General features: G+C 53.0%; 20 protein-coding genes and 7 pseudogenes. 23 read left to right on the plus strand and 4 right to left on the minus strand.

Annotated elements, in window-relative coordinates:
* Positions 1 to 198 precede the first annotated feature (198 nt).
* The 16 genes and pseudogenes from O3W44_RS03560 (at position 199) to O3W44_RS03630 (ending at position 13,781) form a co-directional block, all read left to right on the plus strand.
* Positions 199 to 1,130: pseudogene (locus O3W44_RS03560) on the plus strand (ABC transporter substrate-binding protein).
* A gap of 63 nt (positions 1,131 to 1,193) precedes the next feature.
* Positions 1,194 to 2,228, plus strand: coding sequence for a dipeptidase (locus tag O3W44_RS03565; protein WP_331283431.1), 1,035 nt, complete (start codon positions 1,194 to 1,196; stop codon positions 2,226 to 2,228).
* A gap of 148 nt (positions 2,229 to 2,376) precedes the next feature.
* The gene (pqqA, locus tag O3W44_RS03570) at positions 2,377 to 2,448 is read left to right on the plus strand and encodes a pyrroloquinoline quinone precursor peptide PqqA (protein WP_009090272.1); all 72 of its coding nucleotides are present in this window, start codon (positions 2,377 to 2,379) and stop codon (positions 2,446 to 2,448) included.
* A 54-nt stretch (positions 2,449 to 2,502) separates the two neighbouring features.
* Positions 2,503 to 3,419, plus strand: a pseudogene (gene pqqB, locus O3W44_RS03575) (pyrroloquinoline quinone biosynthesis protein PqqB).
* A gap of 3 nt (positions 3,420 to 3,422) precedes the next feature.
* The gene (pqqC, locus tag O3W44_RS03580) at positions 3,423 to 4,178 is read left to right on the plus strand and encodes a pyrroloquinoline-quinone synthase PqqC (protein ID WP_269292014.1); all 756 of its coding nucleotides are present in this window, start codon (positions 3,423 to 3,425) and stop codon (positions 4,176 to 4,178) included.
* Positions 4,179 to 4,181: 3 nt separating this feature from the next.
* Positions 4,182 to 4,460: a pyrroloquinoline quinone biosynthesis peptide chaperone PqqD gene (gene pqqD / locus O3W44_RS03585; protein WP_269292015.1), complete on the plus strand. Its 279-nt coding sequence runs from the start codon at positions 4,182 to 4,184 to the stop codon at positions 4,458 to 4,460.
* Positions 4,447 to 5,588 (plus strand): annotated as a pseudogene (pqqE, locus tag O3W44_RS03590) (pyrroloquinoline quinone biosynthesis protein PqqE). Before pqqD ends, pqqE begins: the two are co-directional and overlap by 14 nt.
* Entirely contained in the window at positions 5,588 to 7,594 is a 2,007-nt protein-coding gene (pqqF, locus tag O3W44_RS03595) for a pyrroloquinoline quinone biosynthesis protein PqqF (RefSeq protein ID WP_442954597.1), read from the plus strand. Before pqqE ends, pqqF begins: the two are co-directional and overlap by 1 nt.
* On the plus strand, positions 7,522 to 7,866 hold the full coding sequence (locus O3W44_RS24910; RefSeq protein WP_442954598.1) for a hypothetical protein: 345 nt from the start codon (positions 7,522 to 7,524) through the stop codon (positions 7,864 to 7,866). The genes pqqF and O3W44_RS24910 overlap by 73 nt, the downstream gene beginning before the upstream one ends.
* A 116-nt stretch (positions 7,867 to 7,982) precedes the next feature.
* Positions 7,983 to 8,568: pseudogene (locus O3W44_RS03600) on the plus strand (YceI family protein).
* A 178-nt stretch (positions 8,569 to 8,746) separates the two neighbouring features.
* Positions 8,747 to 9,183 (plus strand): annotated as a pseudogene (locus O3W44_RS03605) (thiol-disulfide oxidoreductase DCC family protein).
* A gap of 96 nt (positions 9,184 to 9,279) precedes the next feature.
* The gene (locus O3W44_RS03610; protein WP_269292016.1) at positions 9,280 to 10,074 is read left to right on the plus strand and encodes an SDR family NAD(P)-dependent oxidoreductase; all 795 of its coding nucleotides are present in this window, start codon (positions 9,280 to 9,282) and stop codon (positions 10,072 to 10,074) included.
* A gap of 99 nt (positions 10,075 to 10,173) precedes the next feature.
* Positions 10,174 to 10,512 (plus strand): hypothetical protein, encoded by a 339-nt coding sequence (locus O3W44_RS03615; protein WP_269292017.1) that lies wholly within the window; start codon positions 10,174 to 10,176, stop codon positions 10,510 to 10,512.
* Positions 10,513 to 10,556: 44 nt separating this feature from the next.
* Complete coding sequence (locus tag O3W44_RS03620) at positions 10,557 to 12,560, plus strand: protein-disulfide reductase DsbD family protein (RefSeq protein ID WP_269292018.1); 2,004 nt, start codon at positions 10,557 to 10,559, stop codon at positions 12,558 to 12,560.
* Positions 12,557 to 13,278 (plus strand): annotated as a pseudogene (locus O3W44_RS03625) (DsbA family protein). Before O3W44_RS03620 ends, O3W44_RS03625 begins: the two are co-directional and overlap by 4 nt.
* Entirely contained in the window at positions 13,275 to 13,781 is a 507-nt protein-coding gene (locus O3W44_RS03630; RefSeq protein WP_269292019.1) for a protein disulfide oxidoreductase, read from the plus strand. Before O3W44_RS03625 ends, O3W44_RS03630 begins: the two are co-directional and overlap by 4 nt.
* A 32-nt stretch (positions 13,782 to 13,813) precedes the next feature.
* Here the strand turns inward: O3W44_RS03630 and O3W44_RS03635 are convergent, their stop codons facing one another.
* Complete coding sequence (locus O3W44_RS03635) at positions 13,814 to 14,143, minus strand: cupin domain-containing protein (RefSeq protein WP_269292020.1); 330 nt, start codon at positions 14,141 to 14,143, stop codon at positions 13,814 to 13,816.
* Positions 14,144 to 14,281: 138 nt separating this feature from the next.
* Here O3W44_RS03635 and O3W44_RS03640 point away from each other — a divergent pair.
* The 6 genes and pseudogenes from O3W44_RS03640 to O3W44_RS03665 all read left to right on the plus strand — a co-directional run bounded on the left by O3W44_RS03640 (position 14,282) and on the right by O3W44_RS03665 (position 19,823).
* Positions 14,282 to 14,919, plus strand: a pseudogene (locus O3W44_RS03640) (RpiB/LacA/LacB family sugar-phosphate isomerase).
* A 497-nt stretch (positions 14,920 to 15,416) separates the two neighbouring features.
* The gene (locus tag O3W44_RS03645) at positions 15,417 to 16,247 is read left to right on the plus strand and encodes an MBL fold metallo-hydrolase (protein WP_269292021.1); all 831 of its coding nucleotides are present in this window, start codon (positions 15,417 to 15,419) and stop codon (positions 16,245 to 16,247) included.
* Between the two features lie 112 nt (positions 16,248 to 16,359).
* The gene (locus O3W44_RS03650) at positions 16,360 to 16,677 is read left to right on the plus strand and encodes a hypothetical protein (protein WP_269292022.1); all 318 of its coding nucleotides are present in this window, start codon (positions 16,360 to 16,362) and stop codon (positions 16,675 to 16,677) included.
* A 170-nt stretch (positions 16,678 to 16,847) separates the two neighbouring features.
* Positions 16,848 to 17,255, plus strand: coding sequence for a DUF2231 domain-containing protein (locus O3W44_RS03655; protein ID WP_269292023.1), 408 nt, complete (start codon positions 16,848 to 16,850; stop codon positions 17,253 to 17,255).
* Between the two features lie 12 nt (positions 17,256 to 17,267).
* The gene (locus tag O3W44_RS03660) at positions 17,268 to 18,569 is read left to right on the plus strand and encodes a PQQ-dependent sugar dehydrogenase (protein WP_269292024.1); all 1,302 of its coding nucleotides are present in this window, start codon (positions 17,268 to 17,270) and stop codon (positions 18,567 to 18,569) included.
* A gap of 624 nt (positions 18,570 to 19,193) precedes the next feature.
* Positions 19,194 to 19,823 carry a DapH/DapD/GlmU-related protein gene (locus O3W44_RS03665; protein ID WP_269292025.1) on the plus strand — a complete coding sequence of 210 codons (630 nt, stop codon included), beginning with the start codon at positions 19,194 to 19,196 and terminating at the stop codon, positions 19,821 to 19,823.
* A gap of 92 nt (positions 19,824 to 19,915) precedes the next feature.
* On the opposite strand, the gene O3W44_RS03670 is transcribed toward O3W44_RS03665, so the two are convergent.
* Positions 19,916 to 21,235 (minus strand): MFS transporter, encoded by a 1,320-nt coding sequence (locus O3W44_RS03670; protein WP_269292026.1) that lies wholly within the window; start codon positions 21,233 to 21,235, stop codon positions 19,916 to 19,918.
* A gap of 263 nt (positions 21,236 to 21,498) precedes the next feature.
* On the opposite strand from O3W44_RS03670, the gene O3W44_RS03675 reads away from it, so the two are divergent.
* The gene (locus O3W44_RS03675; protein ID WP_269292027.1) at positions 21,499 to 22,830 is read left to right on the plus strand and encodes a Fic family protein; all 1,332 of its coding nucleotides are present in this window, start codon (positions 21,499 to 21,501) and stop codon (positions 22,828 to 22,830) included.
* Positions 22,831 to 22,865: 35 nt separating this feature from the next.
* On the opposite strand, the gene O3W44_RS03680 is transcribed toward O3W44_RS03675, so the two are convergent.
* On the minus strand, positions 22,866 to 23,237 hold the full coding sequence (locus O3W44_RS03680; protein ID WP_269292028.1) for a hypothetical protein: 372 nt from the start codon (positions 23,235 to 23,237) through the stop codon (positions 22,866 to 22,868).
* A gap of 31 nt (positions 23,238 to 23,268) precedes the next feature.
* Positions 23,269 to 23,877, minus strand: a complete 609-nt coding sequence (locus tag O3W44_RS03685) for a capsular polysaccharide synthesis protein (RefSeq protein WP_269292029.1) — start codon at positions 23,875 to 23,877, stop codon at positions 23,269 to 23,271.
* Positions 23,878 to 24,130 lie beyond the last annotated feature (253 nt).

Genomic DNA, 24,130 nt, shown 5'->3' on the forward strand with positions numbered 1-24,130 from the left:
TCAAACAGCCGATTCTTCTTTTCAGCTGCCCCTGGTCTGGCCTGAACGCTAAAGTGGCTCCGCCCGCAAAACTGGCAACCTGACGCGCAAAAGTGACTACGGCTTATACCGGAAACGGCAAACTTCATGAGGAATCGGCATCGCTGATTTTTTCGCCGCGGTTTAGGCTAAAGCTCTTTTGCGCGAAGGGAACCAAAAATGAAAAAACAGTTGATTGCTGTCAGTTTACTGCTGGCCGGAATGACGTCAGCCCAGGCTGTTACGCTGCGCATTGCCGATCAAAAAGGAAATATGCGTGCCGAAATGGAAGCGGCGAACCAGTTACAAAATCTCGGGTATACCCTCGAATGGGCCGAATTTCCGGCTGCCGCGCCGCTGGCTGAAGCGTTAAATGCGGGGGCGGTTGATGCCGGGATCATCGGTGATGCGCCGCTGCTGTTTTCGCTGGCAGCCGGATCCCAGGTAAAAGCCGTTGCCGTCAGCAAATCTGTGCCGTTTGGAACGGCGCTGCTGGTGCGACCCGATTCGCCCATTAAAAATGCCGCTGAGCTGAAGGGCAAAAGCATTGCCACCGGGCGTGGTTCAATCGGCCATTTTCTCGCCCTCCGGGCGCTGGAGCAGGCGGGAGTAAGCGATAAAGCGGTGAAGTGGCGTTTTCTGACGCCCTCTGACGCGCGCCTTGCGCTCGACAGCCATTCCGTTGATGCCTGGGCGACATGGGACCCTTACACCGCGCTGGCAGAAGTGACTCAGAGCGGGCGCATTCTGGTGAATGGCACGGGACTGGTGACCGGCAACAGCTTTCTGGCGGCAACCGATGCGGCACTGGCCGATAAAGAAAAGCGCGCAGCATTACAAGATTATGTTAATCGTCTCGCGGCGGCCGATCGCTGGGCAAATCATCACGTAAAGACCTATTCACAGACGCTGGCAAAAATTATTGGTTTCCCGGCAGCGGCGGCAGAAAAGCCTTTTCACGGCGTCAGTCGCACTGGCAGGCGACAGATGACGCCACGGTTCAGCAGCAGCAACAGACAGCCGATTTTTATCACAAGGTGGGATTGATCCAAAAAGCGTTAGAGGTAAAGCCGACTTTTTATCATGGCCTGATCGTTGCGCAGCAGAACTAACCCTTTGTGCGCTGCGGTTTGGCAAAACGGCAGCGCCCGCGTAGCATGGCGCGATGTTTTATCATGTCTCACACCGCTATGCTGACTTTTGACGGTCATAATGACCTGTTGCTCAATCTTTGGTTACATCATCGCGACGCCCCAGCGGCGGCGTTTTTTAATGGCATCGAGCGCGGCCATCTGGATTTCCCGCGTATGCAGCAGGGTGGTTTTGCCGGGGGCCTGTTCGCTATCTTTGTTCCGCCTCTGGCCTATATCACGCAAATGGCACCGCACCATGCTGAACAGCCTTATCAGCCGCTGGAAATTATGTGGCAGCAGCTTGATATTTTGCAGCAGATTGCCGCTTGTTCGCACGGGCGGGCAAAACTCTGCCGCAGCGCGGCAGAGATCGCGGAGTGCCGCGCCAGCGGCGTGCTGGCGCTGGTGGCTCACATTGAAGGCGCGGATGCGCTGGATGGCGAAGGTGAACTGCTCACTGAGTTTTACCAGGCCGGGGTACGCAGCATCGGGCCATTCTGGAATTTGCCGAACCGCTTTGGCTATGGCGTGAATGGCCGCTTTCCCGCCTCACCCGATACCGGCGATGGGCTGACTGCAGAAGGTAAGGCGTTTATTCAGCAGGCCAACGCGTTACATATGATGATTGACGTCTCGCATATGAATGAGAAAGCGTTTTGGGATACAGCGCGACTCTCCTGCGCACCGCTGGTGGCGACGCATTCCAACGCCCATGCGCTTTGTGCTCAGCCGCGAAATCTCACCGATGCACAGCTGGAAGCAATACGTGCCAGCGGTGGCGTCGTCGGCATTAATTTTGGCAATGCTTTCCTGCGCGCCGATGGAAAACGCGACAGCGATACACCTTTGGCAGAAATTGTTAAGCATTGTGATCATTTGCTCAGGACAATGGGGCCTGAACATGTGGCGCTGGGTTCTGACTTTGACGGTATTTCAACCCCCGATGCGTTAGGCGATGTCAGCGGATTACCCCGGTTATTCGCTGCTTTGCGCGATGCAGGCTATGATCAGGCATTGTCAGAAAAACTGGCGTGGGGAAACTGGCAGCGGGTTTTACAACAGACCTGGCAGCAATAACAATTTCCTTACGTCTTGCGGGTTGATCTCGCCGCGCCATTGGCGCACCATCTGTCGGCTAAAATTGTGATCGGCATCGCGTTTCAAATCCGGTTATAATTGTTTCTGACAGCAATTTTGTTTTAACCATTTGAAGAGGAAGAAAATTATGTGGAAAAAGCCAACTTTTGTTGATTTACGTTTAGGTCTGGAAGTGACGCTGTACATCTCCAACCGCTAATCTTTCTGCCCGCCGCTCGTGCGGGCATTTTGTTTCAACATCTGGTTTTCTTTCATGTTTATTAAAGTCCTCGGATCGGCTGCGGGTGGGGGTTTTCCTCAGTGGAACTGCAACTGTGCTAATTGCCATGGCGTGCGTAACGGCACTATCCAGGCCAGCCCACGCACCCAGTCATCAATTATTCTCAGCGACAATGGCGAAGAGTGGGTGTTGTGTAACGCCTCACCGGACATCAGCCAGCAGATCCTGCATACCCCCGAATTAACCAAAAAGGTGTGCTGCGCGGCACCGGCATTGGCGGCATTATTCTTACCGACAGCCAGATCGATCACACCACCGGCTTGCTCAGCCTGCGTGAGGGATGTCCGCATCAGGTGTGGTGTACGCCGGAAGTGCATGACGATCTCACCAGCGGTTTTCCGGTCTTCACCATGCTAAAGCACTGGAACGGCGGATTACAGCACCGGCCCATCGCGCCGTTGACCCCGTTTAACGTGGATGTCTGTTCTGATCTGCAGTTCACCGCGATCCCCATTCTGAGTAACGCACCGCCATATTCGCCTTACCGCGACCGTCCTCTGCCGGGCCATAATGTGGCGCTGTTCATTGAAAACCGCGCCAACGGCCAGACCCTGCTTTATGCGCCGGGGCTGGGCGAGCCTGATGACGTTATTTTGCCCTGGCTGAAGCGGGCCGATTGCTTACTGATTGACGGCACCGTCTGGCAGGATGATGAATTACTCACTGCCGGTGTGGGTAAAAATACCGGTAAAGCCATGGGTCATCTGGCGCTGGCGGAAGAGCAGGGCTTAATGGCGCTGCTGGCGTCACTACCGGCAAAGCGCAAAATTCTTATTCACATTAACAACACCAATCCGATCCTCAATGAGCAATCACCGCAGCGTCAGTTTCTGACGCAACAAGGCATAGAGGTGAGCTGGGATGGGATGGCGATCCACCTTCAGGGCTAAATCATGCAGATAACGGAAACGCTGTCGCCACAGGCGTTTGAACAGGCGTTACGCGACAAAGGCGCTTACTACCACATTCATCACCCTTATCACATTGCGATGCATAACGGGCAGGCAACACCTGAACAGATTCAGGGCTGGGTAGCGAATCGTTTTTACTATCAGACCAGTATTCCGCTGAAAGATGCCGCGATCATGGCGAACTGCCCGGACCCGGCAACACGTCGTAAATGGGTACAGCGCATTCTCGATCATGACGGCAGCAACGGGCAGGATGGCGGTATCGAAGCCTGGCTCCGTCTGGGCGAAGCTGTAGGTCTGAATCGTGATGATTTATTATCCGAAAAACATGTGCTGCCTGGCGTGCGTTTTGCGGTGGATGCTTATGTCAATTTTGCCCGCCGCGCCAACTGGCAGGAAGCAGCATGCAGTTCGCTGACCGAGCTGTTTGCACCCCAGATTCATCAGTCTCGTCTCGACAGCTGGCCACAGCACTATCCGTGGATCAAAGAAGAGGGCTATTTTTATTTCCGCAGTCGCCTGAGTCAGGCGAATCGCGACGTTGAACATGGCCTGGCGCTGGCGCTGGCGTTCTGCACCACCGCAGAAAAACAGAACCGGATGCTGGAGATCCTGCAATTCAAACTGGATATTTTGTGGACAATGCTCGACGCTATGACTATGGCTTATGAACTGAAGCGTCCGCCTTATCACACCGTCACCGACAAGGCGGCGTGGCACACCACCCGACTGGTATAAATCATGAATGAGAACTCAATTCCCGCGTTCCGTCGCGGGTATCGCCTGCAGTGGGAAGCCGCGCAGGAGAGCCATGTAGTGCTGTATCCGGAAGGCATGGCAACGCTGAATGAAACCGCGGCCGCCATTCTGGAACTGGTCGACGGCAAACAAGACACAGCCGCGATTATCGCTACGCTTGATCAACGTTTCCCGGAAGCGGGTGGCGTGGGCGCAGATGTCAAAGAGTTTCTGCAATCAGCCTGTGAACAGAAGTGGATACAGTTCCGTGACCCAGCATAAATCTGGCGTTAATCCGCCGCTGTGGCTGCTGGCGGAGCTGACCTATCGCTGCCCGCTCCAGTGCCCTTACTGCTCGAATCCGCTCGATTTTGCCCAGCAGGAAAAAGAGCTGTCCACCGAACAGTGGATTGAAGTCTTTCGTCAGGCGCGCGCTATGGGCAGCGTGCAGCTGGGCTTTTCCGGTGGCGAACCGCTGACGCGCAAAGACCTGCCGGAGCTGATCCGTGCCGCGCGCGATCTGGGTTTCTACACCAACCTGATCACCTCAGGCATTGGTCTGACGCAAAACAAGCTTGATGCTTTTGCCGATGCCGGGCTTGACCATATCCAGATCAGTTTCCAGGCCAGTGATGAAACGCTGAATGCGGCCCTGGCGGGATCCAAAAAAGCGTTTCAGCAAAAACTGGAGATGGCAAAGGCGGTAAAAGCGCATGGTTATCCGATGGTGCTTAACTTTGTGCTGCATCGCCACAACATCGATCAGATCGATAAAATCATCGACCTCTGTATTGAACTGGAAGCGGATGACGTTGAGCTGGCAACCTGTCAGTTTTACGGCTGGGCGCAGCTGAATCGCCAGGGACTGTTGCCCACCCGCGAGCAGATTGCCCGAGCAGAAGGTATCGTTCAGCAATATCGTGAGCGCATGAGCGCCACGGGTAACCTGACCAATCTGCTGTTTGTTACGCCCGACTATTATGAAGAGCGTCCGAAAGGCTGCATGGGCGGTTGGGGGCGATCTTCCTCAGCGTGACGCCAGAAGGCACGGCGCTGCCTTGCCACAGTGCGCGGCAGTTACCGGTGCAGTTTCCGTCCGTGCTGGAGCAGAGTCTGGAGGATATCTGGTATCACTCGTTTGGTTTCAATCGCTATCGCGGTTATGACTGGATGCCGGAGCCGTGCCGCTCTTGCGACGAAAAAGAGAAAGATTTTGGCGGCTGTCGCTGCCAGGCCTTCATGCTGACAGGCGATGCAGATAACGCTGATCCGGTATGCAGTAAGTCACCGCATCACGGCAAAATTCTTGAAGCCCGCCGTGAGGCAGATTGCAGCGACATCAAAATTGGTCAACTGCAATTCCGCAACCGCAGTAACTCTCAGTTGATTTACAAGTCAGGCAATATCTGATGATCCGCCCGCTGCTGCTGCCAAATGGCCTGAAGGTCACGCTGATCCATCAGCCAGAAGCCACCGAGGCGGCAGCACTGGTGCAGGTCGCTGCGGGGAGTCATGATGAGCCTGAACGCTGGCCTGGCCTGGCACATTTGTTAGAGCATCTGTTATTTACCGGCAGCGAACGCTGGCCCGATGAAGGGCGCCTGATGCGCTGGATCCAGGCCAGCGGCGGACGTGTGAATGCCACGACGCTGGCGCGGCGCAGCGCCTGGTTTTTCGAGACCGCCAGCGATCAACTGTCAGACGGTGTTGCGCGTTTACAGGACATGCTGTGCGCGCCGCTGCTGACGCTTTCTGCGATAAAACAGGAAGTGGCGGTCATTGACGCTGAGTATCAGATGTTACGTTGTCACGCACCGGCGCGAGCCGAGGCGGCACTGTGCAGCCTGATCGCTGAACCCGGCTTTTTTCAACGATTTACCATTGGCAGTGCAGCGGCATTCGGTGACAACACGGGCGCGTTACAAACGGCACTGCGGGATTTTCATCGTCGCTTTTTTGTCGCAAAGAATATGCAGTTGTGGTTACAGGGACCGCAATCGCTGGAGGCGCTGGAGCAAATCGCCCGTGATTTTGCAGGTGCATTGCCTGAAGGCGACATGTACTCATCCGCGCCAGCGTTACGTTTCTCTGCCGCTCATGCGGTGAAAATGCACGCGCTGGGCGACAGCACGCTGTGGCTTTCGTGGTTGCTGCCCGCTGACCTAAGTGACAGCGTCACTTTATTGCGTGAGTTTTTGCTTGATGAAGCGGAGGGTAGCCTGATGGCAACGCTGCGTCAGCGCGGCATAGCCAGCAACCTGACGCTGAAATGGCTTTATCAGGCGGATAACAGCTGTTTGCTGGCTGCCGTTTTCACCACTGATGCTCCCGATGCGGTAACAGCACTGGTGCGCCAGACGTTGCAGGCTTTGTTACTTACCACCTCCGCACAGCAGCAACACTATCTGCAACTGGCGCAGCAGCAGTTTGCCACGCTGTCGCCGCTGGCACAGTTACAGCAGCGCGTACTGGGCTTTGCGCCTGCGGAGCCGGTGTGGTTTGCCAGGCTGATTACCGCTGTGCTTAATGCGCCGCTTGCCAGACTGTTTTGCTCACCTGAGGTGCAGGGCGAAACTGTGCTTACTCAGGGATTTGAGCTGTCGCTGGCAACCTGGCCCACTTCGTCTGAGATGAGAGTGGAACCGGCATCCTTACATTTTTATCCCCGGAACAGGCCCTTTGCGCCTTCAGTTTTACCCGATCAGGCAATAACCTTACCGCAGGTGAAACCGGATGATACGGTGGCCACCCTGACGCTGCGCCCTGAGTTTTTCACCAATCTTTGCGCTGAAACTGCACTGGCTTATGGCGAACGGCTGCGTCCCTTATTTGCGACTGTTCGCCATCTGGGCGGGCATGGTGACTGGCATGAAGTGCAGGGCGTCTGGCAGTTGACGCTGCGCTTGCCAGACGACTGGCTGGCGGCTGACTGGGCGCTGGCACAGATCCTGCGCGTTTTTTCACAGCAGGCAGAATCAGTTGCAGAGGAAGCGCCAGACACCATTGCTATCCGCCAGTTACTCAGGGTGCTGCCACGTCAGTTAACCGCCGTTTTTCAGCCCGCATGCTGGCGTGCCGTGTTGAGTGGCGGCAGTAAAAAACAACATCAGCTTGTTGCCTGTCATCTTTCGCTGTTTAGCGTGCCGGTAAATCCTGCGCAACGCTTTACGCCTCCCGCGCCACGCGGCGGTTTAACCCGTGTGGATCACGCCAGTCGCGACAGGGCATTACTGCTGTTTATTCCCCTTAAAAATGCGCCGCAGCTTGCCGCCTTGCGTGCACTCGCGCTGGTTTATGAGCCACGCTTTTTCAGCGGCTGCGGGTGGAGCAGCAAATTGGCTATGTGGTCAGTAGTCGTTATCTCCGCTGCGCCGATCGCGATGGGGTTCTGTTTGCACTGCAATCACCCGCGTTGAGCGTGACGGCCTTACTGCGTCATTGCAAAATGTTTTTGCGCGCGCTGACTGAAGCGATGCCGACGCTGGATATGGCTTCGCTCAAATCGCATATACGCACCGTTAACAGCGATCCGGCTCTGGCGCTGCTGCGTCGCGAAAATGGCCTGCCTGAACCGGAACCCGCAGCAATTGATGCGCTGACGTGGGAAGATCTGCAACAACTGCATCAGCAGTTGCTTCGTGAACGCCGCGCCTGGCGGGTACTTTTCTCTGACGGGCGCGCAGCGTGATAGTCACGTAACGATATTGCTGAATAATTTTGAAAATTTTGACCAAATCTCTTCACTGTTTATTCCCGCTGCCTTGAACCACACTCACAGTGAAACTGTTTAATAAGGAATTTACTGTGAAAAACCTCAAGCGTGTTGCGCTGCCGCTGTTAGCCCTTGCGACTCTTTATGCACCTTTCTCCCAGGCAGAAGCGATGAGCTATCAGCTCAACCCTGAGCATACGTCGGTGATTGTGACCTGGACGCACTTTGGTTTCTCCCATCCCACTGCTGATATTGCAAACACCAGCGGCTCGTTAGTGTTTGATAAGGATCACCCAGAGCAGTCACGGGTCGATGTGACGCTGCCGATCACCCAGATTGACAGCCATGTTGCTGCGCTGACCAAAGAGTTTAAGGGTGCGGAATATTTTGATGTGGCTAAATATCCAAACGCCACCTTCCACAGCACCAAAGTGATGGCGAAAGGGGACAATAAATTTGATATTGAAGGCAACCTGACGCTGAAAGGCATTACCAGGCCCGTTACGCTGCACGCCACGCTGAATCAGCAGGGCATGCATCCAATGGTGAAAAAAACAGGCGATCGGCTTTGATGCAACCGGTACGATTAAGCGTTCTGACTTCAGGCTGGACAAATATGTACCGGCCGTGAGCGATGATGTCACGCTGACGATTTCTACTGAGGCTTACGCTAAGTAACCAAGCCGGGCCGCAGCAGAGGGATGTTTAACTCTTCTGCGGCCTGACGCCTTACTCCCCGCCTTTTACCGCTCCTCATTCCGCCTGTTACCTTTTTACGTCAATCTTGCAACGGTACTGCTTTTGCTGTGCGCTGACGACTACACTCAATCTGATACGCCAGTAAATGAGGAAGATCATGTCGCAACCGCCTTATCTGCAACCCGGTGAGAGCGCCGTACTTTATGACGGCGTTTGCAAATTGTGCAATGGCTGGGTCAATTTCATGCTGCGTCATCATGTGGCGCGCGAAGTCCGTTTTGCCTCGGTACAGAGTGAAGAGGGAAAAGCCTTATTACGCTGGGCAGGTTTACCGCAAGAGAATGTCAGTACAATTGTCTATATCGCCGATCAACAACACTGGCTACGTGCGCAGGCCGTGTTCCGCGTCATGCACAAGCTCTCTGCCCCTGGCGCTTTCTCAGTGTACTGCGCTACTTACCCGATCGCCTCAGTAATTTTGCTTACGATCGCATTGCGCTCAATCGCTATAAACTGTTTGGCCGTTATGATGCCCAGCATCATATTAAGCCCGACTATCCTGGTCGCTTTTTGCATCAAACTGAATCCGAATAGCCGCGATCGCAGCATGTTCTGACAATGAAAAAGCCGGGTTTTCAACCAGGCTTTTTTGTCGTACATCACGCTAAACGCCACCTACAGGAGAAAAGCATGAAGATAGATCTCAGCGGGAAAACGGCCCTGGTGACGGCATCAACAGGCGGTATCGGTTTCGCTATTGTCCAGGGATTAGCAGAGTGCGGTGCTGATATTGTGCTTAACGGGCGCAGCGAAGCCACAATAAGCAGGGCGCAGCAAAAACTGAATGCGGCGGTGCCTGGCGTAAAAATTCACAGTGCGATAGCCGATCTGGGTAGCGCGCAGGGAGTGGATGCTGTACTGAAAGGGCTGCCGCACATCGATATTTTGGTCAATAACGCGGGCATCTATGGGCAAAAGGATTTTTACAGCGCCGACGACGACACGTGGGAGCAATACTGGCAAACCAATGTCATGTCGGGCGTGCGTCTGTCACGCGCGCTGCTGCCGAAAATGGTGGAGAAAGAGTGGGGCCGTGTGGTGTTTATCTCTTCTGAATCGGCGCGCAATATTCCGGCTGATATGGTGCACTACGGCGTCACAAAAACCGCACAACTTGCTCTGGCGCGAGGCCTGGCAAAAGTGGCGGCGGGATCTGGCGTCACGGTTAACAGCATATTGCCCGGGCCGACTTTATCCGACGGTTTCGCCAGCATGATGGCAGAGGAAATAGCGCGCACCGGTAAATCACTCGAAAGCCTGGCGAAAGCGTTTGTGATGAGCCAGCGGCCCAGCTCTGTTATTCAGCGTGCCGCAACAGTTGAAGAGGTCGCCAATATGGTGGTTTATATCTGTTCACCGCTCTCCTCGGCAACCTCTGGTGCGGCTTTGCGGGTGGATGGCGGTGTCGTTGACGATATTGTGTAACCGGACCACAGAAAAATATAAACAAAAGTTTACACGATAGTGGGTTGTGCTTATGGTGAACAGGCTTACTATAAGCGCACCTTACTTTCGGGCGATATCATGACGATTACGCAACGGCGTGCAAAATGCATTTTGCTACTGGCTTGTCTGGTATTAACGCTGTGCGTGTTACAGCGCGCTGTGACTTCTTCCGTTGCGACGCAGCAAATCGTTACCGCTCCCGTTGATCAGCATTTTTCCGGCGACAGCAGTTGTGCGTTAAGCGCCAAATCTCTGCCGGGTCATGCGCCGCTTTTTGATCTGCCATTTCCTTTTTTATTGTTGCTGCTGACTTTCGTCCGCAGTGCTCTGCCGCTACGCCTGCACACTACGCAGGCGTGTTTGCATCAGGCCCCACCCCGACGGCGGCATCTTACCTTTTGCGTTTTCCGACTGTGATACCCGCGCTAACCCCGCGTTAATTCACTTTTTCGGAGAACATTATGAATTTTTTCATCAGGAGCCTGCTGCTCCTGTCTCTCGCTTGCCTGCCTGCTGTACAGGCGGCAGACAGTGGCTGGCTGCGCGATGCGCAAAATAACCATGCCGACGTTCGCCTGCGTAGTGCACCTCAGGGCAGCACTACGCAGTTGCTGTTAGATATTCGCCTTGAATCTGGCTGGAAAACCTACTGGCGAACGCCGGGCGAAGGGGGCGTTGCACCCACAATTCACTGGCAGCAGTCTGGCATTCAAAGCGAATGGCACTGGCCAACGCCTGCGCGTTTTAACGTGTCAGGCATAACGACTCAGGGTTATCACGACAGGGTTGCTTTGCCGCTCAGGCTGCATAACGTGCAGGGTGATCGCCTGGCTGGCACGCTGACGCTTTCAACCTGTTCTGATGTCTGCATTCTTACCGACTATCCTTTTTCGCTGGATCTCAGTCAGCCCGGCGACGCAGAGTTTGCGGCAGATTATTCACGCGCCATGGCTCAGGTGCCGGTCGCCGCAGGCCTGACGGATTCACTTAGCGCCAGTTACGTGAATGGCGAGCTGCAAATTCGTGCACAGCGTCAGGCTGGATGGCAGCATCCTCAGCTGTTTTTTGATCATCCTTCCGGGACGATAATTGGCAAACCCACGCTAAACATCAGCGGTAATCTGCTGGAGGCGCGGGCGCCGGTCACGGATGAATGGGGAGAAAGCACACCGGCCCTGGCCGGTGAAACATTGTCGCTGGTGTTGGCCGACAGCGGCATGGCGCAACAAAGTGAAACGAGGCTGGGCAGCCAGGCGCTGTTCTCTTCTCAGGGGCAAAGCTTTCTGTTTATAACGCTAATGGCATTGCTGGGTGGATTTATCCTCAATCTCATGCCCTGTGTATTGCCGGTATTAGCCATCAAACTGAGCGGACTGGTGCAACAACCGGCACAGACGCGACGCCAGACGCGCCAGCAATTTTTAGCTTCTGGCGCAGGCATCATCACGTCGTTTCTGTTTCTGGCCCTGTTAATGAGTGCGCTGCGGCTCAGCGGCCAGGCGTTAGGTTGGGGCATTCAGTTTCAAAGCCCCGTCTTTCTGCTGTTAATGGTGCTGGTGACCTTTTTGTTTAGTGCCAGCCTGTTCGATCTGCTCCATTTCCGTTTGCCCTCATCCTTTAATACCCGCCTGGCAACACAGGGCAGTAAGGGGTTGTCAGGTCACTTCACTCAGGGAGCGTTTGCTACTCTGCTGGCAACGCCGTGCAGTGCACCCTTTCTTGGAACCGCGTTAGCCTATGCGCTCACCGCACCGCTGCCACAACTCTGGCTACTGTTTCTTTGTCTCGGTATCGGCATGAGTTTGCCGTGGCTGTTGGTTGCGGCATTGCCGGGCATTGCCCGCTGTCTGCCGCGTCCAGGACGCTGGATGGTGCATTTGCGTACCCTGTTAGCGTTGATGATGCTTGTTGCCTGCTTCTGGTTGCTTAGTTTGCTGGTCGCGCATTGGGGCCACACTGTGGTGATGCTGGTAGCTGGCGCAATGGTCGTGCTGATGTCTGGCTGGCTGATTAAGCACGGTGCCTGGCGTCAGGCAACGGCGGTTTTTTTCACGGTAACACTCACGGCGGCCTGGCTGCTGATCACGCGCGTTCCTTCCGGTGTTGACGCGCTAAACTGGCAACCGCTCAGCGAGGACGCGATAAGCGTGGCTCAGGCCAGCCATAAACGGATCTTTATCGATGTGACCGCCGACTGGTGTATTACCTGTAAAATCAACAAGTCTCGCGTGCTCGCCAGTGCTGACGTGCGCAACGCATTAGCGGCAGAGGATGTGGTTCTGCTGCGCGGTGACTGGACCCACGCCGATCCCATCCTCACTCAGTTCCTGCAACGCCGTGGCAGTGTCGCGGTACCGTTCAATCAGATTTATGGCCCGGCTATGCCACAGGGTCAAATTTTATCGCCGCTGCTGTCGCGTGACGCGGTGCTATCGGCGCTCTCCCGCGCTAAGGAAAAACAATGAAAACCGCCCAGTTACTGATTTTGATGCTGTTAACCACGCCAGCGTTGGCGGCAGCCCCTTTACCCCGGAACAGGAAGCACGCATTAAGGTTCTGATCAAAGAAACACTGGTACAAAATCCGTCAATTCTGGCGGAGGCGGCGGATGCTTACGAGAAGCAGGCTGCCGAAACACAGCAGGAGGTGGTGAAGCAGATCGTGACTAAGAATCATGATGCGCTCTATAACGATGCGGGTTCGCCGCGCATTGGCCCTGAGAACGCAACGCTAACGCTGGTTACGTTTACCGATTATAACTGTGTGTTTTGTAAAAAGTTCGAAGCTGAAATCACGAAAATTATGAAGCAGTACCCTCAGGTTGCCGTCATCTTCAAGCCGCTGCCGTACCGTTCCGAAACCTCGCTCAGTTCTGCGCGACTGGCGCTGACCGTGTGGGAGCAGCAGCCGAAAAAATTCGTCGCACTGCATAAGCGCCTGATGATGAAAAAAGGCTATCACGATAGTGCCAGTATCGCAGCGGCACTGGAAAAAACCGGGATTACGCTGAAAGAGCCCAGCCAGCAAAGCCTCGATACGGTCAACCTTAACCTGACATTAGCGCAGCAGCTTGGTGTACAGGGGACCCCGGCAACGCTGATAGGCGATCGTATGATCAGCGGCGCGATACCCTATGAACAACTCGAGATGGCGGTTAAAGCAGCGATTAAGGATGCAGAATGAGACGTTTAACACGCGGGTTGCGTAAAGGGAGTGGCTTACTGCTCATCGTCATGATCTTTATCTGGGGAGCGGATCGCTTGCGTGCGCCGACGTTACCCGAGGATTTGGCGGCGGTCCCCGTTACCGGTATGAATGATGCGAACCTGAATCTGGCTGAGCTCAGCCAGTCACAGCCGCTGTTAGTGTATGTCTGGGCCAGTTGGTGCAATATCTGTAAGCTGACAACGCGGAGCGTGGCAAACCTGATCGCTGAGGGCAAGCCGGTACTGAGTGTAGCGATTCGGTCAGGTGATGATGCTCAGGTTGAAACCTGGATGCGCAAAAAATCGCTGAACGGACCCGGCATCAATGATCAACGTGGCGAGCTGGCACAACGTTGGGACATTGCAGCCACGCCAACGTTCATTGTGCTGTACAAAGGTAAGGTGGTGAGCACCACCAGCGGCTGGACCAGCGGTTGGGGATTAACGTTGCGGCTGTGGTGGGCAAAGCACTCTACCTGAATCACTGCGCGGCACCGGGGGCCGCGCATTTTTTATTTCTTCGCTAAGAAATCTTCGCGCTGTGGCGTAAAGGTATCCAGCAACGTACCCGCTTCCAGACAGACGCAACCGTGCACCACATCCGGCGCTTTATACAAGGTATCACCAGCGCCCACTTCCTGCGTGACGCCTGCAATAGTAAACGCAAAACGCCCGCTTAACACATAGGTTAACTGTTCATGCGGATGATGATGCAGTGGGCCAACCGCACCTTGCTCAAAATTAACTTCGACCGCCATCATGCCACCGCCGTGGGCCAGAATACGGCGTGTGACACCATTGCCTAAATCCTCAAGTGGCCGGTCTTGTTGATAGATAAACATAGGATCTCCTGATGCGGGTTAGCTGCGCCGTGGTCATTTTGTGACGAGACTCACAGCGACAGGGTGATTTAGCTTATGCACTTTACCGCTTTTTCATTAAAATGAAACGGTGTTTCAATTAAATGATAAGGGCAGATCATGAAAATCGCACTAATGATGGAAAACAGCCAGGCGGCGAAAAACGCCATTGTTTTAAAAGAACTGGAAGGGGTTGCAGAGCCGTTGGGCCATCAGGTTTTTAATGTCGGCATGAGCGACGAGCAGGATCACCTTCTGACCTACATTCATCTGGGCATTCAGGCCAGCGTACTGCTCAACAGCCAGGCGGTAGATTTTGTGGTAGCCGGTTGCGGTACCGGACAGGGCGCGCTGATGTCGCTTAATATCCATCCTGGCGTGGTGTGCGGTTACTGCATCGATCCTGCTGATGCCTACCTGTTTGCGCAAATCAATAACGGTAACGCGCTGTCGCTGCCTTTCGCAAAAGGGTTTGGCTGGGGTGCAGAGCTGAATCTGCGTTTTATTTTTGAAAAAGCCTTTACCGGCGAAAAGGGCCACGGTTATCCCCCGAGCGCAAAGAGCCGCAGGTGCGAAACGCAGGCCTGCTGAATCAGGTGAAAGCCGCCGTGATCAAAGAGAATTATCTTGATACGCTGCGCGCGATCGATCCAGAGCTGGTACGTACAGCCGTCAGTGGCCCACGCTTTCAGCACTGTCTGTTTGAGCACGGGCAAAATCAGGAGATTATCCGTTTCGTCCGTCAACTGACACAGTAACGCTTACCGTCTTTTTAACTCAGGTCAGGGGAAACCCTGATCTGAGCGTCGATGCCTTCTTTGCCGGTGTTATCTCCGCGCGTTTTCCCGGTGATCCGTGCGCTTTTAGTGACACTGTAACGAAAAAGTGCTGGCGTTTCGCGCTACGTGACCTGCCCACAAAAATAACAGGTGAAGCGAAAAATATTATTTCCCACCCTCCGCAACGCTTTTTAATTAGCGGGATCTGCCCGACGATTAGCTCCGGTTTTTATATAGGCTACCTGCGGCTTCGCTAAATAAATGCCGGAAAATCTGTTTATTTTTTATCTATATAAATCAGCTCGTTATTAATTTCAGGCTATTTGAGTTGAGTGATTTTCAGCGATCGCCTTGCGGGTTTGTAAATTATCCTGGATAAGTTAATCATGACATTATTAACAAGCCAGCTTTGAGGAGCCTGCCAGCCATTTTGATTTAGCTAAATTGTGCGGGCGGGTTAAATATAAGGAGACTCTGTGCGTATTCACCATCTCAATTGTGGTTGTATGTGTCCGCTAGGCGGCGCGCTGTATGACGGATTCAGCGCATCACCCTTTGCTCATCTGGTCTGCCATTGCCTGTTACTGGAGACGGATGCGCAGGGTTTAATTCTGGTCGACACGGGCATGGGCTTACAGGATATACAGCGGCCAGCTGATCGTCTTTCGGGTTTTTTCCGCGTAATGAACAATATCCGTTATGACAAGCGACTGAGTGCCTGGCAACAGGTGGTTGATTTAGGTTTCAGACCCGATGATGTGCGTCACATCATTCTTACGCATCTTGATTTTGACCATGCGGGCGGTATTACCGATTTCCCGCAGGCGCGTATTCATCTGCTGCAGCGTGAATTACAAAGTGCAACCAACGCGCAGAGCTGGCTACGCCGGCAACGCTACCGACCTCAACAGTGGGGCAGCCGTGATGGCTGGCGCGGCTATGCGGATGGCGGCGAGAGGTGGTTTGGTTTTGATGCCGTTCGTGCTATCGACGATTTAAGCGATGACATTCTGCTGGTGCCTTTGCCGGGACATACGCCCGGACACGCTGGTGTGGCAATACGTCATGGTCAGGGATGGATGCTGCATGGCGGTGACGCATGGTTTTATCGTGGCGAAATGCATCACGAAACGCGCCACTGCACGCCAGGTTTACGGTTTTATCAGTGGATGATGCGTAGTGATACTCAGGCCTGGCGCACAAATCAACAGCGGCTTCGCGAATTATCGCTGCAGCACAGCCATGACGTAACCATGTTCTGTAGCCATGACGCCCGGGAATTACAGGCTTTTGCCCCTCGCAGCTGAGCTATAGTTCACAAAAGGTTTAATTCTTTTGACTGTCCTGCGGCTGTTTTTAAGTGATAGTGCCACAGCATAATTTTAATGCTTTGCACTATCACTCAGACGAGTTACCGGGATGAAGAAAAGAATGCTGGCAGTGGGGATCATCACGCTTATCGGCTCAGCTAAAATAGTGGCGGATATAGCCAGCCCGGCAGAGGATACCGCCTTGATATTTCGCGGCGCGCTGTTGAACGAAGGGCAACAAACAGGCCAGCAACTTCTGCCAGTTAATCAGGCTGGCTATGAACACAAAAGATGCCGCCTGACAGGCTCGAAGATAAAGTGCTTAAAAGAGCTTATCCGCGATTTGAAACGTAGCCGCTATATGGCTCAGGAGAGACTTGCCGACTCGCCCGTGATTCGTCATCGCCATCATTCAACGGCCTCCTGAGTGGGTTATTTTCTTCTTTTTCTCTGAACACGCTGTTCGTTTTTCCTTTCCTGCTGAATTAACCCGTCATTTTCTTTCATATTTACTAATCTTTTACAGGCGCGAGGGCGGTTGTCTGGGATGCGAAGCGCCGCCCTTAACTGGCATATTGATCAAAAATGGAGAGGAAGATGCGCAATACTTCGCGAAGATCAGCATTTGCCGTCACGCTGTACGCTCTGCTCGAACCCCTGCCACTTGGCTTTTTCCTTGCAGCCTGGCTGTTTGATATCATCTACATGAAAAGTTATGTCCTGATGTGGACACATTCAGCCAGCTGGCTGATCGCCATCGGTCTGGTGATTGCCATTTTGCCGCGTATTCTCAGCCTTGTTTATCTGTTTCGCGGCAGTGATAGCGCAGAAAAAACCCATTTCTGGCTGTCGCTTGTGGCCATCATCGCCGCTATTCTCAATGCCTTTATTCACAGCCGAGATGCCTATGCGGTGGTGCCGTTAGGGGTAACGCTCTCTACGCTGGTGGTTGCGTTGCTGCTGCTGGCCAATGTTCAGCTCGCGTTACGTCAACGCACAGCTTAAGGAGGAGCAAAAATGAAAAACAGGCAAAAAACATTCATTGCTGCGACGTTAGTCGCTTTGCTGGCGGGCTGTGATGACGGTGCGCTAATTGATCCGCAAAAACAGGTTGGCCCGAACCCGGAATTACCTGAAGTACATAATTCAATCGTGCCGCCCATGCAGGTGCCGGAAGGCGTACCCTGGAAAGCGGGTGAAATGCCAAAAGTGGCGGAAGGGTTAAAGATTGAAAAAATCGCTGAGAATCTCAAACACCCGCGCCAGGTCTATGTTCTGCCTAACAATGATGTGCTGGTGGCGGAATCGAACGGGCCGCCAAAACCCACCCTGAAACCCAAAGAGCTGATTACCGGCTTTGTGAAAAATGCGTCAGGTAAAGCTGGCGAGGGTGGCAACAGTATTACGCTGCTACGTAATGTTAACGGTAAATGGGAACAGCATCGTTTTATCGAAAATCTTTTCTCGCCTTTCGGCATGCAGCTGGTTGGCAATACGCTGTACGTGGCCAATGCCGACAGCCTGGTTAAATTTCCTTATACCGAAGGCGAAACAGAAATACGCACCCCGCCTGAAGAGGTCACGGAACTGCCGGGTGGGCCAATCAACCATCACTGGACCAAATCGCTGCTCGCCAGCCCTGACGGCACTAAGCTCTATGTTGGCGTGGGCTCCAACAGTAATATCACTGAAAACGGTATTGGTGCGGAGTACCGCCGTGCCGCCATACTGGAAGTAGATGCTGCCAGCGGAGCCAGCCGCATCTATGCGAGCGGCTTACGTAACCCGACGGGTATGCAGTGGGAACCGGAAAGCGGCAGGTTATGGGCCATTGTTAATGAGCGTGACGAAATTGGCTCTGATTTGGTGCCCGATTACATCACATCGGTGCAGGAAAAAGGCTTTTACGGCTGGCCATACAGTTATTTCGGTCAGCACGTCGATAAGCGCGCAGAACCGCAACGTCCCGATCTGGTGGAGAAAGCGATCAAGCCTGATTACGCGCTCAGCTCACACGTTGCGCCGCTTGGCCTGACATTTTACAGCAGCGACAATATGCCGCAGTATCGCGGTGGGGCTTTTATCAGCGAACACGGTAGCTGGAACCGTAAGCCGTTAAATGGCTATCAGGTGGTGTGGGTTAAATTTGAGAATGGTAAGCCTGTGGGCCTGCCACAACCGGTAGTAACCGGGTTTCTGACGGATGATCAAAAACAGGTGCGCGGCTTGCCGGTTGGACTGGCGACGGATAAGCAGGGCGGTGTATTGATTGCTGATGATGCAGGAAATACCGTCTGGCGTGTCAGTGCCGCTAACTAACACCTAAACCGGGGCAATAAAAAGGATTTGGCATGAAGCCAAATCCTTTATTTTTTGTTCGTCATCTGGCTGGTAACCGGGTGGCGAACGAGGTGCTCAGCACTCTCCACAACTGCGATTCTAAATAGTGCAGCGAAATATTTCAAGTTTCGCCAAAATGCTGTATGTTTATACAGGTGTTGAGAAGTGAGCTCAGCCTCATTGTTGACTGGCCGCTCCCAGGGGCACGGTTTTTAAAATCCCGGCAGGCATCAGGTGGTGCTGGCCTGTGGCTTTAACCATGAGTGCCGCTCAGCTCTCTCCACACGATGTGCTTAGGCGCCCGGCGGGTAGAGTCAAAGCCTCGGTAGCTGAACAGCGCGCTCCTGTAGCAGGAGAAGGAAAGTGATGGAACTGACAAGGCTGATTCTGGATATCATTCGAATCATTTTGCAGATCATCGTTGCCCTTATGCAACTGACCGGTCAGGTATATTAACCGGAACTCGAAACAAGGCGGAGCTAACCACTCCGCCTTTTTTCACCGTAAATCTGTTTGTCATTTTTCCCGGTTAAGGTAGTCGCTGAATTAAGCCGTGCAGCGCACGTGACTTATCCAGACCTCTGACCAGACCCGGGAGTTGCCATGTCTCTTGCCGCCGTAATTACTGCCAAACTCCAACACACCGTGATCGATCACAGCGTGCGTATGCGCGAAACCGACATCGGTCAACAGTGCGAAGTCCTTGCGCACAGCTATCTTGAATACAGCACGCTCGGCGACTTCTCCTACGTGGGTGAACACTGTTGCATTGCCGACGCGCAGATAGGGCGCTTCACCGCGATTGCAAATCAGGTGCGTATCGGTGCGCCTAACCACCCAATGGATCGCGCCTCACAACATCGTTTTACCTACTGCCCGGAATATTACGACGCCAGTGCAGAGCGCGATCGCAAATTTTTTGCTGCCCGTCGCGAAGCGAAAGTGATTATTGGTAATGATGTCTGGATAGGTCATGGCGTGATTGTGTTACCCGGCGTCACGATTGGTGACGGTGCCGTGCTGGCTGCGGGGGCGGTCGTGACTAAAAGCGTTGCGCCTTACAGCATCGTGGGTGGCGTGCCGGCTAAATCGCTGCGGGTGCGATTTACGCCTGCGATTGCGGCAACCTTACAACGCATTGCCTGGTGGGAGTGGCCGCTGGAGAAGTTAATGGCGAATCTGGCTGATTTTCAGTCAGGCGATATTGAACAGTTCTGCGAAAAACATGGCTGATAACCCTTACAAGGCGCGCAGCATGTGTGCATTATACGATTCGCCGGGCTGGGATAACGCGCAACGGGTGATGATCGTTGCGCGTCAGTTAATCAGGCCGCTTGCTCTGCGATCCTGTCGTTCGCTTGCGGTTGCAGTGGTTTTTCCGGTTGCAGCAGCGTCATCGCCAGCATGCTGCCAAAAGCGATGACGGCAGTCACGGTAAACATGGCGTTGTAACCATAATATTCCGCCAGCCAGCCGCACAGCATCGGTGAAATAATCGAGGCCAGATTTGCTATCGCCAGCGTCATGCCGCTGTAGGTACCCACCGACGATTTAGGTGTAACGTCAATGACAACTGACCAGTAAACATTATTGACCAACGCATTTAAGGCGTTACCCAGCGTCATCAGCGCAATAATCCCCGCAGCAGAGTGCATGTAAGGTATTGCCATAAAGCAGCATGCGGTGCCGCACAGCGTTACGGCAGCAAAAACGTTACGCGCCAGGCGCAGATTACCGAACCGTGCCAGAAGCCGATCGGCAATACGTCCACCGAGTAGCACTGTGATACAGGCACCACTCCACGGGATCATCGCGACATACCATAATGAATGCAGATCGTAGTGAAAATTATCCTGCAGATACTTCGGCATCCACGTTACCAACGTGAAGGTAATGTAGAGAAAAGAAAAATAGCCCAGCGCGTTGCACACCAGGGTGCGGCTGGTAAAAAACCGCCACCACGGCAGCGCCGTATCATGATGTTTTCCTGCCTTCTGGCCGTTTCTTATCAATGTGCGTTCGGCTTCGTTCGTTGCTGCACTGCTTTCCGGGCCATCGCTAAAGGTGCGGGCAAACAGCAGCATCGCCAGCAGTGACATGACGCCCAGCAGGATGAACATCATACGCCAGTCATTGGTCAGTAACAGCAAGCCTACCGCAACAGGTGCAGTCAGTAACGAACCCACCTGCGTTGACAGCAGGCCGATACTCAGAGCAAAACCGCGTTCTTTATCGGGCGCCCAGTGGGCAATGGCTTTGTTCATCAGGGCATAAGCAGGGCCTTCTGAAAAGCCAAACAGGATACGCAGCGCAGCAAAACCCATAATGGCCGATCCGCCAAACAGGGCCAGCCCTAAATCACCGGCCCACGCCGTGGCGATTTCCAGCAACGACCAGAGTATGCCTGCCATCATCCAGACTTTTTTCGTGCCAATACGATCAGCAAGAAAGCCCCCACACAGTGATCCAAACAGGTAGCCAAAGCCAAAGTAGCCCAGTACCGCGCCTAGCTGAACTTTAGAGAAGTGGTATTCAGCGGAGATGGCATTGGCGGCGAAAGAGAGCGCACCGCGATCAACGTAATTAATCAGGGCGATGAGAAACAGCATGGAAAAAATGGTGTAACGATAGCGACTCGGGTTCATCTCATATCTCCTGAAGAAAACAGACTCAGGGATAAAGCAAAAAGAGTGCCGTTTTCGCTTTTTCAGGCTGTCAGGGCGTAACCACAGCAGAATAAAGCCTTAATGCGCTATATTCTGCAGAAAAGCTGATAAGTTTTTTGTTGAATTATTAGCCTGCGCATCAAAGCGGTGCATCGAATGCGTCAGAGTGTGGGCAGAAGGTCATTTACTCCGCTGGGTAATCTCACGTAAACTCAAAAAACACCTTTTTGAGATTGCTTGCGATGAAATTGCGCCGTCCGCCTGTAAACCTGAACGATACGCTACCGGCCAGCGACATGATTGCGCTCCTGAAAACACACTCTGACTGGGATGCCCGCTATTTACATTACGATGAGATCTATCGTCGGCTTAATGATGAAGCACAGCGGGACAATATCTGGACGGCACTCAAGCTCAAACGGCGCAGTACCGCGCAATTTTTTGCGCTGGCAGAACAAACCGTGATGCTTAACCTGACGCCGCGCATCAGCAAGGCGCTGTCAGTCATTGATAAGCTGACTTTTGCGCAAAATGGCCAGCCTTCAGAACAGGATGCCGCGAGCTATTTGATGTCGCAGTTAGTCATGGAGGAGGCGATCTCATCCAGCCAGCTGGAAGGCGCAGCGACAACCTCACGTGTGGCAATGGCGCTACTGGCGGTAGGGCGTGCGCCGCGTAATGAAGACGAAAGTATGATTATGGGCAACTGGCGGTTGATGCAGCATATTGTCACCATGGGAGATGCACCGCTGACCCGTGACGATATTCTCGCCATTCATCGCATTGCCTGCGCTGACATCAATGACAGCAAATACCATCCCGGTAAGTTACGCCACAACAATGAGGTTTTTGTTGCGGGCCGCGATGGCGAAATTGTTCATCGCCCACCCGATTTCCAACGGCTGGCCGGGATGCTCGATGCCCTGTGTGAAGAGATCACTCGTCTCGAAGCGCAGCAGGTTCATCCACTGTTAGTGGCCTGCATTTTGCACTTTGCCATAGGCTATATTCATCCGTTTAATGACGGCAACGGACGTACCGCTCGCGGTCTGTTTTATCATCACCTCATACGCAAGGGCTACAGCGCGTTTCGTTATATTTCGATCAGTAAGCTGCTAAAAGTGGCGGCAGTGAAATATGGCATGGCCTATCTCTACAGCGAAACGGATGACATGGATCTGACTTATTTCGTGCAGTTTCAGTGCGATACTGTCGTGCGTGCCGTTCATGCTTTTACTGAACAGATAGAGACGCTGCATCAGGAACGTCAGCGGCTGGCAACGTTTGTTGAACAACACCTGATACTGGGGAAAGGCGAACTTGATATTATGGCTATTGCGCTGAATGCCCCAGGGTCGCTGCTCAGTGCAGCCAGCGTAAAGACGCGGCTGGGCATCTCTGATAATACTGCACGCACCCGGCTGAAAAGCCTGACGGAGCAAGGGTTGCTTCGTCCGCTCAAAGAGGGCAAAGGTTTCGTGTATCAGGCACCCACATCAGTGCATAAATTACAGGAATGGCTAAGAAAGACAGAGCATAATCAGGACCGGTCTGACGGAGGCAGCAACCTGTAAACATCCCTCCGTCATGCCTCCGTCACGGAACCTTGTTAAGGAACCGGTGAGGAGTGCGTTGGGATAATGACGCTGGGTTTGAAGTGTGTCAGTTCGCCAAAAATACTGTGTGGATTATAAAAACCCAGCCTGAGGTTGAAATCGATATGTAAGCGTTCGTTGCCTGTCAGCTTGATGATCGGTGGCGGGGTAGTCGGCCTTTTATTGAACATTATCAGGCAGGCAAATTTAGCACTGTTCCAGCCATGTAAACGCTGATAGTAAAACGCATTAGCCTCACACTTACGGGCAAAAATATTAAAGTGTTTATATTCTTTCATGGCAGCCTGCTGTGCAAGATAGACAAGCAGGTAAGGGGGATCAGTAATCTTCTGGACCAGACTGTCGTAATCATCACGCTTTCTCATTTTGTCAAAGTATTGCTTTGAACCGAGAGTTTTAATCGGTGAAAGATGTTTTAACCATTCCTGAATAAAAGGATTGTGTTGCGGCGCAGCTAAAAAACCAGCTTTCAATGATTGGCGACTGCGGATTCACGGTTGAGACTTCCCGATAATATCCGATAAGATCACGGCTGTTTTTCTCATGGCATTCATGAACCCAGGACAGGTTTTCGAACAGAAGCATACTGCAATCCATCCAGATCCCACCGTAACGACAGAGCAACTCCAGGCGAATAACATCACTTTGATGAGGAACTGAAATGTCAGAAGAACTGAAAATCAGATCCGGTAAATAGCGATTCAGGGTGGCCTTGTTTAACAGGTTAATTTCGTGGTCCGGATTATCCCGACGGATTTTTTCTGTCATCAGCGTGATCGACGCCGGAAGATGGGTATCGTGCCAGTACATCCAGACCACTTTTGGAATAGCTGCTAATGCTTTGTTTTCTGATGTTATTGTAATATCACGCTCCAGTGATGCGTCATATTCCGGCGCGCTAATTTCCTGTACGGCGTGCTTATTAATTAGCATTTTTAAAGTAAAGCTGACTTTTTTAACATTGTGCCAGTTTTTGCGCGCCTGTTGATGCAGTTTTTTATTCATACATAACCTGTCGTGTTGTCTACAAAATGACAAGGGGAAACCCGCTGGGGTTTCGGGGAAATAAATTATTCAGATAAATATAACCTCAACACCTTCCTGATACTGCAACGTAAACTCATTTTAAGAAAAAACAGAGGCTTATTAAAAACATTAATAATCGAAATCAACAGCTTAATTAACGGGTTTTATAAAGAAGCTGTGCATATTGCCAGCCAGGAAAATAAAAGCCCTGTGCATTAATCAGCAATCATTA

The sequence above is a fragment of the Pantoea sp. LMR881 genome, from assembly GCF_027157825.1.
Classification (GTDB): domain Bacteria; phylum Pseudomonadota; class Gammaproteobacteria; order Enterobacterales; family Enterobacteriaceae; genus Pantoea; species Pantoea haifensis.